The sequence below is a fragment of the Escherichia sp. MOD1-EC6162 genome (assembly GCF_002965125.1).
In the GTDB taxonomy this organism is placed as follows: Bacteria; Pseudomonadota; Gammaproteobacteria; order Enterobacterales; family Enterobacteriaceae; genus Escherichia; species Escherichia marmotae.
Genome location: NZ_PTSB01000018.1, coordinates 50,645 through 64,851 on the forward strand (window position 1 = coordinate 50,645; position 14,207 = coordinate 64,851).

Consider the following 14,207-nt stretch of genomic DNA (forward strand, 5'->3'; position numbering starts at 1 on the left):
GCAAATTACGAGGTAGCACTCATACTTTATACAAATAATCTGCCATCAAAGATGAAACCGGTTTACTCAATCTGACTGATGAAAGTGTCGAAAAGCGCCGGAAGGCGCAGGATGAAAAATATTTAATACGCGTTGCTAATCCGGAATAACACCATCGACAATAAGTTGTAACAAGCCCTGAGAACAATGCTCTATCCGTCCACGAATATGATATACACTAGCCAGATTCTCTGGCGTAATGACCTCTTCTGGATTTCCGCTGGCAATAAGTTTCCCTTTTTTTAGCATGACGACATAATCACCGTATCGTAATGCGATATTTATATCATGAACTACCATAACTGTGACTATATTGCGACTCCTTGTCTCGCTTCTGACTAAATCCATAACATGAAACTGGTGGTTTAAGTCCAATGCACTCAGTGGCTCATCCAGTAGTAATATAGATGGATTTCGGGCCAATGATTGTGCCAGCCCAACCAGTTGCCGCTGACCTCCGGATAATTGATCCAGATAACAAAAGGCCAGATGTTCTATTCCTAGTTGTCTGAGAATAGCTATTGATTGTGTTTTTTCATCTATGCTCCCTATCTTTGAAGCACGCAGAGCAACAAAAATAGATTCCAGCACATTCAAATGCACGTCATGCGGTAAGAACTGTGGTAGAAATATTGTACTGTCGGCACGGGCTGAAAATGGCATCTGCATAAGGTTGACCCCATCAAGAAATATATTACCGCTAACCTTATTCAGCCCCGCCAGGGCACGTAGCAACGTCGACTTTCCACAACCATTTGGCCCCAGAATGATGGTTATTTTTCCGCGAGGAAGTTCAGATAAACTAAGATCACATATTACGTTTTTTTTCTGATAACCCGCGTTTAATTTATGCAGTGAAAGGCCTTTCATAACAAACTCCTGCGATAACGCAGAATAATACTAATAAATAATGGAACACCAACAAGTGATGTGACAATACCAATCGGGATAATGACACCAGGAATAATACTTTTCGAGGCAATTGAAGCCAGAGAGAGCACCAGACCTCCAGTTAATGTGCTTCCCGTCAGATAAAAACGATGTTCCTCACCAAATAGCATTCGGGAAATATGCGGAGAGACAAGACCAATAAAACCAATCGGACCAACGAAGGCTACCGACAATGCAGCAAGTAAACTTATACGTAACAGGGAAGAAAGACGCAGTTGATAAGCATTGATACCAAACCCCATAGCCCTCTCTTCTCCCATGCGCAATGCTGTAAGTTGCCATGAGCGAGAAAATGACCATAGAAAAACAATGATAAACACGCCTAATAAAACGCCCAGTCTGCTCCAGGATGCACGAGCCAGACTGCCCATTGTCCAGAATACCAGTCCCTGGAGAGTATCCTCATCCGCAATAAACTGCATCATTGCCACAAGTGCATTGAATGTGAATACCAATGCGATACCCAGAAGAATCACTCCCGAAGTTGCTATTCTTAGCCAACGAGACATGCTATCGAGTAATAAAGCTGACAGAAGAGAAAATATAAAAGCGTTTGCTGGAACAAACCATGTTGCCGATATACCAGGAATACCGATCCCCAGGACAATAGCCAGAGCTGCACCAAATGCCGCCGCAGAGGAAACCCCAAGTGTAAAGGGACTGGCTAATGGATTGTTGAGGATCGTCTGCATTTCTGCGCCCGCGAGTCCCAAAGCCATGCCAACCAGCAAAGCCATTAAGGCGTAGGGTAATCGGATTTCCCAAACAATGACCTGGATGCTGGTATCAGAGCTAAATGGATGCACTAATGCGTGCCATAACTCACTGACTGACAAACTGGAAGAACCCAGAATAATATCCAGAAATAGTGAGAAAAGTGTCGCCAGTGTTATTATTGAAATCAATATAATTCGTTTACGGACAAGTTGGTGGTACTGATACTCTATCGCATCAGGTGATTGTGAATAGATGAGGTACGGCAACGTAACGACTCCTTTATCTCTGCTATTCTGGCAATACGTCTTTGGGGTTACAGATAACTGAATTGAAAGTTTCTGCTGAACAAATAAAAATCACATTCTCTTCATATAACCACATCAAAAATATCCCCGAATCACTTTTCCCAGCGCCTGACTGGTGTTACCATTTCGGTATATAACCATTTATATACCGATTTTTAGTGTGATGGAATATGAAAATAAATAATAAGTTGTTTTTATTAATGATTTTTTTGCTTTCTTTATCATTTACTACGCAAGCTGAACGAACTTTCACCGATCAGATTGGTCGTGAGGTGAAAGTACCCGACAAAGTTGATCGTATTGTTGTACTTCAACATCAAACTTTGAATCTTTTAGTGCAGATGAATGCCACCGATAAAATCGTGGGTGTTATGTCAAACTGGAAACAGCAACTTGGCAGCAATTATGCACGTCTTGCACCAGAATTAGTCAGCAAGGCATCATTAGGAGATTTAACCCATGTCGATGCTGAAAAATTGGTGGCCTTGCATCCACAGGTCGTTTTTGTCACCAATTATGCGCCGCAAGAAATGATCGACAAAATCAGTAGCCTTGGAATTCCAGCAGTAGCAATTTCTTTGCGGCACGATGACGAGGGAGAGAAGAATAAACTTAATCCAACAATGGCTGATGAAGAACAGGCTTACGTAAAAGGGTTATATGAAGGGATTATGCTGATAGGCAATATCATCAATAAGCCTGAAGAGGCTAAAGCGTTAATCAAGGCCACTGAAAATGGTCGTAATATTGTGAGTGAGCGGCTGCAGAATCTACCCGAAGAAAAGCGTATTCGTGCCTATATGGCTAATCCAGAATTGACAACGTATGGTTCCGGAAAATACACAGGATTAATGATGAAACATGCCGGTGCAGTAAACGTCGCCGCGTCCACCATTAAAGGGTTCAAACAAGTCTCAATGGAACAAGTAATTGCATGGAATCCTCAGGTAATTTTTGTGCAAAATCGCTACCCTGGCGTGGTGAATGAAATACGGTCAAATCCGCAATGGCAGGTAATAGATGCTGTCAAAAATCATCGTGTTTATTTGATGCCAGAGTATGCAAAAGCATGGGGTTATCCGATGCCCGAGGCTATGGGTATTGGAGAGTTGTGGATGGCGAAAAAACTGTATCCTGAAAAATTCAATGATATCGATATGCATAAAATAGCCAATGACTGGTATAGAAAGTTTTACCGTACTAATTATCAAGGTGAAGAATAATGCGTGTACTTGCTGCGGGTAGTTTACGCCAGGTATGGAAATCACTTATATTGGGATTTCAGGATGATAATGTTCATTGTGACTTTGGTCCAGCAGGTATATTGAGGGAACGTATTGAAGCGGGTGAGAGATGTGATCTTTTTGCATCAGCGAATATGGCTCATCCGCAAGTGTTAATGGCCACAGGACATGCTTTGTGTATTAAACCTTTTGCCTATAATCGTTTGTGCCTGTATGTTCGGGCGAATAAACTTAATGAAAATGACGATTGGTATTCTTTATTAAACAGGGAAACGTTGCGAATCGGGACATCAACCGCGGGATGTGATCCCGCTGGTGATTACACTCACCAGCTTTTTGAAAATATGGGTAGTGTTGGAGTAAAAATAAGACAACGAGCGGTTGCATTGGTGGGGGGAAGAAATTCATTACCTCTTCCAAAAAATGTGATAGCCGCGCAGTGGCTAATTGAAAATGATTATACCGATTTGTTCATAGGTTATGCCAGTTACGCTCCCGGCTTACAATCAATTGAATCAGTAAAAGTTATAGAAATACCTGAACCTTATAATCCGATTGCTATCTATGGATTTGCCTGTCTGACCGAGAAAGCCAGGCCACTTTGCAACTTTTTAGTTTCGCCAGATGCCAGGGCGATACTTGAGCAACATGGGTTTATGTCATCACGTTGAGCCTACACTCTTCGCATTACAAACTATAAATACCATTATATAAATAAATCAGTTAATTCATCATAACTGCATTTCCACACCCTGTCCCAAAATATGTGAAACTTTATGAATCTCAGTTTTACCCAGTATGCGTATTGATACCTGCATAGTCCAGGAGAAAGTAAATGGCGATGTAGACGTATGAAAAGAAGAATAAAGCCACGGCTTTGATCTATAAAAATGGCGCTATATCTGCGCCATTTTTATCATTCAATTCGTTATCTGTTTGAACCTAAAGGGATCTCAGGATCAGGCTCGTGAGTAATTCTGTTTCGTAAATCTCTACGAATAATTTCAATAGACCAGAACCATACTAAATGTCCAAAAATTTCAGAGACATTCTCATACCACGGAAGATCAAAAAGAGGTGGTGTAAGTCCCATTAGAGGGAATGAAATCATATGAACAAAAAGTTGTGCTAAAGCGCCTGCAAGCAAGCCCTGCCAAAGTTTAATTTTGGGAAATACTTCGGCGACTACGCAATAACCAACAGCAAAAACTATCGAAAAGATTATGTGCGTTACACCAACCCAGTTAAAGACATGCCCGGCGAAGGTATAAACCGCCGAATTTGGATCTGTCAGTCCCAACCAATCCCGAAGAAAAATATACGGAGGATTAAGAAAGTTACGGGAGCAATCAATTTGTCCTGCCGCCCTGATTAATGATTCCGGACCACACGCTGCATTAAACATATCAATCGGACTACGTGGCGGCAATGGGACTTCTGCTCCCCACTTAACAAATGCTGAAACAACGCCAGCAATCAGCCCGATAAATGCAGCAAGACCATAACGTCTACGGTTCGGTGGAGTTTGCTCAAATATATTCATACTTACCCTGTTTATTTCATTACGTTAAAGCACCTCTTTAGGAGTATTCATAAAAATAATGAGAATGTAAAGAACTGTATTGTTTTGTATTGATAATAGGTTATTTAATAACCTGATAACGTATACTCCATAATTTCTCCACATTTTCATGTTAAATATAGTAAAGAGAGTATGATGTTTCTCTCAGAGATAATTAATCATTCCTTTTGCCCACCTCAACGGTGGGCTTTTTTTTATGCAAAGTCTAAAAATTACACAGACAATAAAAATAATTCAAAATAACCGTAACTTATCACTTATCCGACTGTTACAAACTACAATAGTTAATCTTTTCTGGTTATATTTTATCTGACTGCTAATATTTAAACAGACAGGAAAATTAATAAGAATTGCTAACCATTCAACACACATACCACTGAAAGGTCACCAACCTGCCGCAGGTGGTAAAAATGGTATTGCTGCGGTTTTGTTGTGATTTTTATAAGCAGTATTGGTGAATTATGAACCATCAGCCCCATGCATGACGTGCATTTTTCCGAGTATCCTTGTTACTGAGCCGGGATGCCGGATAGTGCACGAATAATAAAAGTGTCTCAGCCGAAGAATAAACGGCTCCGCTGGATGGAGTCTCATGAAGCACAAAGGCTGATTGTTGAATTTGTATTGATAACAGACTTCGTTGCAGAAAATGGGAGGCTGGGAGTCTATCGAAATGGTTCGTCGATATGCTCACCTTTCAGCCAGGCATCTCACCGGACACGCGAGCAAAATCGACGCAATTATAAGCCGCAATGACACAAATACGGCACAAGAGGAGAACGTGGTTTACTTAAAGCAAGATAATTTATTGATTTAAATGGTGCGATAATAGGAACAAAACATAAACAACAAATACATTGATATTTAATGATATTTTCATATTTCATTTTTATAGATACCCCCAAAAGTACCCCCAATAAATTTTCCCTTATCCCAAACCAGGCAAAAATCGACTATCTAGCACTCTTTTTCTTCGAGCCTCAGCCTCACCGGCAGGCAATGATGAAGGGCTGGTGGATGCCCAAGGATAACCACTAGCGTGAAGTATTTTTTATTTCGCGGGTGTGAAAATTTGACGAGGTGGGTAGTCACGAACAACTGGGTTACAGAGATTATACCCGCCACCACCTATGTTAATGAGGGCAATTATTAGTTGATATACCCACGCTCGTTTTCGCTTAATAGCAGAGCGTGCACAAAATTCACATATTTCCGTCTGCATTCATCTATCGACACAGAAATTCGAGATAGTGGATATGATGAAACAAATCAGTGCTGACATGTGAACATGTTTTCCCTACAAAAATGACTTAAAGCAGTCCATGATTCGGATCTGAAACGCATAAGTTATGGCAGGAATCTTGTTGCACATGGATTACATGTCAATAGCAAGCACGTCTCTGAATGAAGCGTAATTTAACGCAGATATTATTGAAGCTGCTTAAGCTCATACAGAAAAAATTGATAAAAAAATACAAATGCTCAACCTATCTCAAACAACGAGATGAATTAATAGCTTGATGGGCAATAAAATATATAAATAAAAAACACAACTTTTAATATTGTAAGACTATGAGCAAGGGTGTTGATAATAACACCCTTGCTTAATTACCAATTAAAAATATAATCTTTTATTTTAAGATACATATCAACTTTCCCAGACCATTTTGATGCACTCTCTTTCATATTTTCAATAACATCATCAATCAGTAAGTCTCTTCCTTTTACAATCAATTGATCATCATCAATACCCTCTGGTGCAAATTCATATATGTGCATGCTTAGATTAGACTTCTGAGTATGAGGGAATGAATCTTTTTCCACACACATATCAATAAACTCATTAATAGATAGTTCTTTCTGTTTACACATCATAAGTAATAATTCGAACTCATCAATTGTTATATAGTAAATTCTTTTTAGATTAATGGGGATACTATGATATTTTTCAGATAACTCAGTTGATAAATCAGGGTTAATAAAATCCTGCACAACCATTGCATTTGATATATGATGATCCCGATGCACCACAATTAACATTGAATCTTTCGAAGATGGTTTTCTCATCTCTATTTTATTTAAGTTAAAAGCACATTCCTGACCTTGATAAATCCCTTTAATAAAACTCTTATTCAACCTTTCCTTTAGCAACTGAGCATTATTAGATGTTTTAACGAACTTTGCAGGCTCTATTGCCTTCGAGTCAATATAAACTATTGAATCTCCCTCTGAAATAACAAAATCTACGGACTTGCAATTTTTTATTGCATTATCACTATAAATCCTCTTAACCTCCCTTTCAGTCTTAAAGTTATAATTGTACTTATCAAGAAAGCGAGAAATATAAAGTTCCATCGTCTTACCAAATTTTTCTTTATAAGATTCCTTATAGACCTGCTTGAACAATTCTGGAACTAGGTTGACAAACCCTGACTTCATGATTCTTTTGCATAATATCACTACACCATCGCCATCTAAAAACATTGGTTTACTGAGGAATGGTGTATCTTCATAATACTCAGCGGTAATGTTTTTATCCAATTTATATGGGGCAATAAAATCTCTCACACCATCAATTTTTAAGCATGTTAATTCCAAAAATCTTTTCACTTGTTCCGGACCAAATATCGGAACCAAGTTTATTATCAAGTGTTTAAATGGAATAACCTCTGATTCTATATCAGGATTAATACATGAAATAGCGGTAAAATAACATGCCATTTTGTAATAGTTTTCCAAATGTAAACCAGTACATTCTAAAAACTTATCTTTATAATATGATTCATCATTCAAGCAATACCAAATATACTGTCTTGTTAATGAATTGGCATTAAATTTATCAGTTGATTGATAAAGCAACTGATTTATCACCATTCGTCTAAGGCTTAGCATAACTTTATCATCAACGATTAAATTAGATGCTTCTAGTTGCAAGTTATAGATTAAGTTGATAATATCAACAAAATCATTTTTACTCATTTCTTTTGCAGGCTTTTTTTCCTTCATGCAAAACTTCCATTTCATTGCCAGATAGCAACACCAAGGGAAATTGGAAACAATACCCACCTCGACATCCCTTACTTTTTGGAAGTGTTCATAAAAATTTCTCAAAAAAGAAACATCACTAAAATATGACAATCTTTTCTTAATCGCATCAACTTTTATAGAATATGACACTGGTGTCATTGTTTTTATTGCCACGCTCATAAAAAACCTTTTATGATAAACATAGAGAAATATTTTATTTAAAAATTATCAAATACACGTTAATAAATATACATTTTTTAATTTTGCGTGCAACCCTATCCCCAATCAATACAAAATATTGTGCACACAAAATTGAAGAAGCCTATAACTATAGGTGCCTACTGACACCTATCAAGAAACTTGTTCACCCCCGACACAATTTAATTTGGCGTAGCTCACAATGTTCTCCTCAGCACACCTACCCCCCACTTTATAGGACAGTTTTCATGCAGTACATGCATAAACAAAAGCTCATCAGTTCTGGTGGTTCCTCACCACGAACATGCAGATAATACCTCAAAACATCATGTAACAATGTTGGCATTACGCCACCAGCCACAAAAAAGCCCTACCCTTAGGCTTAATGTTTGGCTTGGCTGTTGGCTTACTATAACGCCCCGCTCACCGTCGCAGCCTGTTCGGTTTCCGCCACTGATACGGCCTCACATCATCATGCTGATAGATGTCGACGGGCTACCAGTACCATTTGCTCACCAACCCCATATTTTCCATGTTAATCTTCTCTTTCCACATGCTTTGTATGGTAATAAGCAAAAGGAAAAATGATGAACACTAAGGTGAAAGAAGCAGTAAAATGTTGGGCTTCTAGTCCAACGTGGTTTAGCAGGCATCCAATGGATACGGCGGAGTTCCGACGGGCTGTTTCAAATCTCAAGCGCATTACCCCTACCCCATCTTTCGAAGAAATCAAAGAAGCGATCATGTTCTTTGTTTCCGATGCGCCAACAATGCTAGGTACGCCGTCGGATATTCCTCAGGCGGTTCATGACTTCGCTGGAAAAATTTATAACAAGCTGTGAGCAAAATGCGGGCTATCCCAGCCCGCATCCCTAATTAACGCCGTAACTTGTTTGGCTTCGTCCATTGGTACGCCTTTTCGTTTTCCCGCCGCTGGTGGCGTTCCTGTTGCAGCACAACGGAAACAGGCGCTGAACACCTGTTAATTTTGCTTGCTGGTTGTTTGATTCCGGCAATGCTGCGGATCATCTCCAGCATATCGGCTTCGGTGATGGTCATAGGTTTCCTATCAGCACTCATATCCAATTAATAAGTTCAATACAATGGATTATCCCGTTTTAGTGACTAACCATTGCAGAATAACGATAATTAAATATGTTAATGTGCCAGTTCCAAGAAGTATTAATAATTGATAGCAACGTAGGGCAATATTACTAATCGATTTTTGCATCACGATATTCACTGGCTCAGCCACACACTCTTTAGATCTTATCGATAGAATACTTGGAACTTCTCTATTTATTGATAATATTTCACATTGAATAGACTCACCAGGTGCAAGGCTTTCAAACTTGATAATATAGCGACCATCCTGTTCAATATTTTCTTCAAAATGGTGGACAGGCCAAAAATTAATATGCATTGGCTTATAGTTAAAAACCAATGAGATATTAGTAGCACTTTCTCGCCCTTCATTAACAAGAATAATAGATCGTGTATACACCAACTGTGAATTAGATATTACCTCACCATTGGCATTCCGTAAGGGTTCATTGAGAAGAAAAGTAAATCCATGCTGATAACCATAGGATAACTTTGCCTTGCTTTTAAATCTGTTATTCAGTATCCATGTTAAAATCGTTATAAAAAAAGAAAATAGTTCTTTCCCATAAAGACTAAAAAAACTCATCACACATTTCCTTCAGTAATCTGATTCTGCTGTCAAAGCTACCAGCACTATAGTCATTCATCCACATTGCGACAAGAAGGTTACAGCACGTCCAATCACACCTTAGGAAATCTTAGGGGGCTGGTTGACACTTTCCGGCTTAAGACCTTAATAAATCTTAATATCGCAGGTTGACACACTTGACACTTTTTCGCGAAAAACCTTAGCATTTCTAAGCATGGCAACTTGACATTTTTCGCGGTTTTTTCGGCTTTTTGACGTGGTAAATCTGGCACAAACCCAGTAATTGCGGGGCTTACAGCGAGGTTGACACTTTTTCGCGTTCAGAGTGTAAAGTGTCAACCTGGCAAGCTGGCAAGCTGCTCAACTTGACACTTTTTGATGTCATTGATGGTCTGATTTTTCCCACTCAGCCAGGGCGTTTAACCCGGCTTCACTCCATGATTCCGGTTCATCGGGATAATCACCTGCAACATAGCAGAGTTCGCAACGCAGCATACGAATTGCCAGCCTGGCATTACCTCGCAAATTGTATTTTTCAAAGTAATGCTGCCCTTCATCATCCTCAAGGCAGATAGCACCATCATCAAGAAAGTGCACTTCCCAGCCTAATTCCCCGGCTGCATACAGCACACGCTGCTGTATGCCCTCGTCCGTTACTGGCGCAGGAATTTTACCGTCTCTGGCCTTAACTGCTTTCCAGAACTCGCCCCATGTCATTTCCAGCGTTCTTTCTGGCCACATTTCAGAAATGGTGTCTTTCCCCTGTGCTGGTGGGCTGTTCCGCTGCTCTGTCGCTTCCACATCAATTTTTTTACCGGACATGACCACTTCGCCTTTCTCGAGCCAGTCGTAAACTGTCTGGCGGCTTACGCCTTTGTATTTGGCGTATTCGGCTTTACTCATCAACATGTAGCTCACCTCATGCATATACGATAAAAAATAATTTCATGCGGAAAGGGAATGCGTTGTGGGTATGGAGGAAAGGGGCAATAACCGCCCCTTACTGATTCAGTTGCGCCAGGATGGCTGGCTAAGCGTGGTTTTCATTACATCATTGACGACCTGTTTTACGATTTCTGTGTTGGCAGTCGTGCTTTCAACATCAACAAAGCCATAATCGCCAATTTCCACCGTCAGGGATTCCAGTTTCTTCCCTAGAGCATCAGGCAACTCTCCACTGAACCGATGCTGAAGATTTTCCACCAGCAACGCCCTGAATGCCTCGCTGTTCTCTTTTTTCTGCCATAGCTGGCGTTTATCCACTCTGATATTTAATTTCACAGTCTCACCTCTTTAAGTGCCTTATCCATCAGTTGCCGAGCGATAACATGAATCGACGGTGCCACACCAAGCACAGATTTCTGACGCTCTTCGTCCTGGATGCGTTGCAGGGCTTCGATCTGCCTCCGGGAAAGTAAAACTGGCTTTACTCCGTGATTTTTCATGATGATCCCTTCTGAATGACAATAATTGCAATTATTGCACAAATTGAAATGATACCAGAGACAATTGCAATAAATGAAACGAAAAGCATCAATAAACCAACCTTCGGCACTGAATGCTCTGATTTTTCTGCAAAGGTATGGCAGATGTTGGTGCATGCAAACATAAAGGCAATAGCAGAAGAAGCAGCGGGGAGTGAAAAGGGGAAGTTTTTATAAATACACGATTGTCGCCTCACTGCAGGTTAACAGCCACAAGCTCCATGATAATAACTTGTTAATTATTTCATCAGATTTTTCATTATTTGCGCGATTGAGTACACAAGCAAAAACTCGGCAGCCGCAAGAGTATAAAAAACATAAATTCGCTTAGCCCACCGACGATGAAAGAACTCCTCAGCATGGCCGGATGTTCGAGATACAAGCCATGCACCTACTGCACACAGAGCAGGTGCAATGAGCACAGTTATAAACCAGATTGTGATGCCCATCCCATGCCTACTGATAATAGCCATTGGTATTGCAAAAATGAATGTTAGAGCAGCATTAGCTAATAGAATATCTTTTAAAGTATTTTCAATTAGTTTTGCTAGATTATCTTTCATCTAATCCCCCACGTTGAACATTAATATATAAAAGCCCCTTACTAAGGGGCTTTGCACGGATTGTTTAAAGGGAACTTTTTTTCGCCCCTTCAATTTCTGCCTGACAAATTTCGTCATTTGTAAATGAGTACTGCAGATAGACATATCCCTGAGTGGAATTGTTCGCTCTGGCCTCAATAGATATAGTATCAATATTGTTTTTTAATGGTATTTCTTTTGTTCCCTTCCATGTGGCAGATAAGAAGCGTTCTTTTTTGTTTAGCCCCCTCATCCAGTCCTGAGGATCTTTCCAAATTGAACCAGCCAGCAAAAAGTCTGTAGTATCAGCCTTTCCATACAGAGAACTTAAAGAATTACTCAATTCTTCAAACTTGGATTTAAGAGCCAATCCATAGCTATCAGTATCAATATTTTTTCCTAAAGCCCGTATTTGACATAAACCAGCTTTCGGGGAGATCAGCAAACCATACATTTCAAAATCTGCGTTTTGCTTCGGTAATTTATCAGAAGTATACAGATTCACACTGTCTGGTAGTGGCTTGAGCTTAGCACCGATCATATCTTCGATGTTTTTCTGTGTAAGACCGGCTTCTAAGCCAAACGGACCATCCGCTGGCGGGAGTAAAGGAAGTTGCTCTTGGGAATTTTTGGCTGTTACTTCCGTTTCAGTACTGTTTTTTGCGTCATTAGCTTGTACTGATGCCAGCTTAACTTCAGCGAGGCCATACTTGGCTGTGAGGTACTTTTGCTGCAACATTGCCATGGTCTGCTCTTCAGTGGCAACAGTAGATAATTTTAGTACCTTTATCAGACCACCACTATACTGACGAGCATCAGCTTTGGCTTCGTTGATTTTTGCATCTAAGCTGTCAATTTCAGTTTTAATTGAAGCCGCAAGCTCAGGATCAGGTTTTACTCCAGATACAACAACATCAATTTTGGCACCTGATTCAATAGCATTAATACGCTGTTCCAAAAGCGCTTTATTAGTTCCTAATATTTCCAGTCTTGCTGTTGTCAGATTTTTTATCAACCCACCAGAAAACTGCTGGTCAACTTCCTTAGCTGCTGATATTTCACCTTCCGTTTGCGACAGTTCAGCTTTAAGAGCAGCTACTTCCTGTTTCTGTTCTGGAGTTAACTCTTCTGGCCCACATCCGGTTAACATTACTATACCGACTAATGTTGCAATTAAAGTTTTATTCATATCCCTATTCCAAATGAAAATATTCAGATTAATCTTATCAGGAACCCAGATGCAATTGAATATTCATCTGCTCAGCAACGTAGTAGATTTCCTCAGAAAGCATCAACAAAAAACCAAGAGAATCCCATCCTCTGTTACTGACTACAATTGTTCTTTTTTTGGTATTTCCTGAATGCCTCACCATTGGGCTGATGTAATCCCATCCCGGCATGTGCCCGGCTGATGGTTTCGCGCATCTCCCCGAAATTATCCTGCCTTGCTGGTGGGCGTGCTGCCTTGTGGATACATTCCGCGCGACGTTTTGCCGCCTGTTCCCGTGCCTTGTCATCATTCGCCAGCATGATGACCTCAGCCCACCGCGCCGCCGCTCTCCGGTACAGACCACGCGCTTCCAGTGCTTCCGCTTTGCTGTCGTGAATCATGCGCCTATTGTCTCCTTTGCTGCCCGGCGCTGGCGTTTGCGCTTCTCATTCAGCGCCACCAGCCGCGTTTCTGCGTCCTGTTGTTCCTGTGGTGTCACCTCGCCGCACGGCTGGCCTTTCAGGTCGTAGCGTACCCCACCAGCCATTAAGGCGCGGTAATAGCGCGGACACTGCGCATAAGATGCCAGCGTCGCACGCAATGCCCCTGGCCCGAATGCCAGCCCCCTGACGGCGAGATCCTGCATCAGGTCGTCGAATATCCCCACCTTAAGCGGCTTCAGTGCTTCCCGGCTGAATAAGTCAGGCCACAACTCAGTGAGGCGGTTAACGCGCCTGCGGTTTTTGCGCTGGCGTTTGGTCATATGCCGCCACGGTGTCGCCCCTGTAGGCTTCTGCTGCGCTTTCTGGTTACCGGGCATCACTTTATGCGCCGATGTGGTTTTATCCTGCTCCTGTGCCGCCTGCGTCGTTTTCTGCGGCGTGCCGTAAATACCTTTTGGTTTTCTGTTAATGGTCAGCTTAGTCATGCTTTGCCCCATCGTTACAACTGTCTACCAACTGTCTACCGATATAATTGATTGATTTATTTAATGTTATTAACACATAACAAAAAAACAATCTGCAAACTGTCTACCAACGGTCTACCGCATTAATACATTGATAATTAATGATTTTTACTAAATGGTAGACAGTGTAGACAGTTAAAAGAGAAATTTAAAAAATGCCCCCTTAACTATCTGTTTTTTATATACCCCCCGTGGTTTAGGAATATAGA

At 40.7% G+C, this 14,207-nt stretch carries 17 protein-coding genes and 1 pseudogene; 5 read left to right on the forward strand and 13 right to left on the reverse strand.

Annotated elements, in window-relative coordinates:
• Positions 1-135: 135 nt before the first annotated feature.
• Entirely contained in the window at positions 136-909 is a 774-nt protein-coding gene (locus tag A9587_RS15575; protein ID WP_105263619.1) for an ABC transporter ATP-binding protein, read from the reverse strand.
• Complete coding sequence (locus tag A9587_RS15580; RefSeq protein ID WP_001146466.1) at positions 906-1,973, reverse strand: FecCD family ABC transporter permease; 1,068 nt, start codon at positions 1,971-1,973, stop codon at positions 906-908. The genes A9587_RS15575 and A9587_RS15580 overlap by 4 nt, the downstream gene beginning before the upstream one ends.
• Positions 1,974-2,182: 209 nt before the next feature.
• Between A9587_RS15580 and A9587_RS15585 the strand changes: the two genes are divergently transcribed.
• Together A9587_RS15585 and A9587_RS15590 are read left to right on the forward strand one after the other, a co-directional pair.
• Positions 2,183-3,235, forward strand: a complete 1,053-nt coding sequence (locus A9587_RS15585; protein WP_061090644.1) for an ABC transporter substrate-binding protein — start codon at positions 2,183-2,185, stop codon at positions 3,233-3,235.
• Complete coding sequence (locus tag A9587_RS15590) at positions 3,235-3,927, forward strand: substrate-binding domain-containing protein (RefSeq protein WP_105263618.1); 693 nt, start codon at positions 3,235-3,237, stop codon at positions 3,925-3,927. Before A9587_RS15585 ends, A9587_RS15590 begins: the two co-directional genes overlap by 1 nt.
• A 257-nt stretch (positions 3,928-4,184) precedes the next feature.
• Here the strand turns inward: A9587_RS15590 and A9587_RS15595 are convergent, their stop codons facing one another.
• Complete coding sequence (locus A9587_RS15595; RefSeq protein WP_001019913.1) at positions 4,185-4,799, reverse strand: YagU family protein; 615 nt, start codon at positions 4,797-4,799, stop codon at positions 4,185-4,187.
• Positions 4,800-5,478: 679 nt separating this feature from the next.
• Between A9587_RS15595 and A9587_RS24735 the strand changes: the two are divergent.
• A pseudogene (locus tag A9587_RS24735) lies at positions 5,479-5,655 on the forward strand (integrase); the annotation flags it as partial.
• Between the two features lie 791 nt (positions 5,656-6,446).
• Here the strand turns inward: A9587_RS24735 and gapS1 are convergent.
• The gene (gene gapS1 / locus A9587_RS15605) at positions 6,447-8,045 is read right to left on the reverse strand and encodes a GapS1 family protein (RefSeq protein ID WP_096935093.1); all 1,599 of its coding nucleotides are present in this window, start codon (positions 8,043-8,045) and stop codon (positions 6,447-6,449) included.
• 602 nt (positions 8,046-8,647) lie between these two features.
• Between gapS1 and A9587_RS15610 the strand changes: the two genes are divergently transcribed.
• Positions 8,648-8,905: a hypothetical protein gene (locus A9587_RS15610; protein WP_226474079.1), complete on the forward strand. Its 258-nt coding sequence runs from the start codon at positions 8,648-8,650 to the stop codon at positions 8,903-8,905.
• Between the two features lie 34 nt (positions 8,906-8,939).
• Here A9587_RS15610 and A9587_RS15615 read toward each other — a convergent pair whose 3' ends face one another.
• From A9587_RS15615 to A9587_RS24740, 5 genes are all read right to left on the reverse strand, one after another.
• Positions 8,940-9,122 carry a hypothetical protein gene (locus A9587_RS15615; RefSeq protein WP_000156295.1) on the reverse strand — a complete coding sequence of 61 codons (183 nt, stop codon included), beginning with the start codon at positions 9,120-9,122 and terminating at the stop codon, positions 8,940-8,942.
• Positions 9,123-9,171: 49 nt separating this feature from the next.
• Positions 9,172-9,753 (reverse strand): hypothetical protein, encoded by a 582-nt coding sequence (locus A9587_RS15620; protein ID WP_000007757.1) that lies wholly within the window; start codon positions 9,751-9,753, stop codon positions 9,172-9,174.
• A 384-nt stretch (positions 9,754-10,137) separates the two neighbouring features.
• Positions 10,138-10,665: a hypothetical protein gene (locus tag A9587_RS15625; protein ID WP_000930136.1), complete on the reverse strand. Its 528-nt coding sequence runs from the start codon at positions 10,663-10,665 to the stop codon at positions 10,138-10,140.
• A 99-nt stretch (positions 10,666-10,764) separates the two neighbouring features.
• Entirely contained in the window at positions 10,765-11,037 is a 273-nt protein-coding gene (locus A9587_RS15630; protein ID WP_000773311.1) for a hypothetical protein, read from the reverse strand.
• Positions 11,034-11,201 (reverse strand): hypothetical protein, encoded by a 168-nt coding sequence (locus A9587_RS24740; RefSeq protein ID WP_000788506.1) that lies wholly within the window; start codon positions 11,199-11,201, stop codon positions 11,034-11,036. Before A9587_RS24740 ends, A9587_RS15630 begins: the two co-directional genes overlap by 4 nt.
• A gap of 15 nt (positions 11,202-11,216) precedes the next feature.
• On the opposite strand from A9587_RS24740, the gene A9587_RS15635 reads away from it, so the two are divergent.
• On the forward strand, positions 11,217-11,417 hold the full coding sequence (locus A9587_RS15635; protein ID WP_047091673.1) for a hypothetical protein: 201 nt from the start codon (positions 11,217-11,219) through the stop codon (positions 11,415-11,417).
• Between the two features lie 62 nt (positions 11,418-11,479).
• On the opposite strand, the gene A9587_RS15640 is transcribed toward A9587_RS15635, so the two are convergent.
• From A9587_RS15640 to A9587_RS15655, 4 genes are all read right to left on the reverse strand, one after another.
• Positions 11,480-11,803: a hypothetical protein gene (locus tag A9587_RS15640; RefSeq protein ID WP_000654335.1), complete on the reverse strand. Its 324-nt coding sequence runs from the start codon at positions 11,801-11,803 to the stop codon at positions 11,480-11,482.
• Between the two features lie 64 nt (positions 11,804-11,867).
• A complete protein-coding gene (locus A9587_RS15645; protein WP_001044338.1) occupies positions 11,868-13,010 on the reverse strand; it encodes a hypothetical protein in 1,143 nt (380 codons plus the stop codon).
• A gap of 134 nt (positions 13,011-13,144) precedes the next feature.
• A complete protein-coding gene (locus A9587_RS15650; protein WP_000581045.1) occupies positions 13,145-13,432 on the reverse strand; it encodes a PerC family transcriptional regulator in 288 nt (95 codons plus the stop codon).
• Positions 13,429-13,959: a ProQ/FINO family protein gene (locus A9587_RS15655; RefSeq protein ID WP_032194282.1), complete on the reverse strand. Its 531-nt coding sequence runs from the start codon at positions 13,957-13,959 to the stop codon at positions 13,429-13,431. The genes A9587_RS15650 and A9587_RS15655 overlap by 4 nt, the downstream gene beginning before the upstream one ends.
• Positions 13,960-14,207 lie beyond the last annotated feature (248 nt).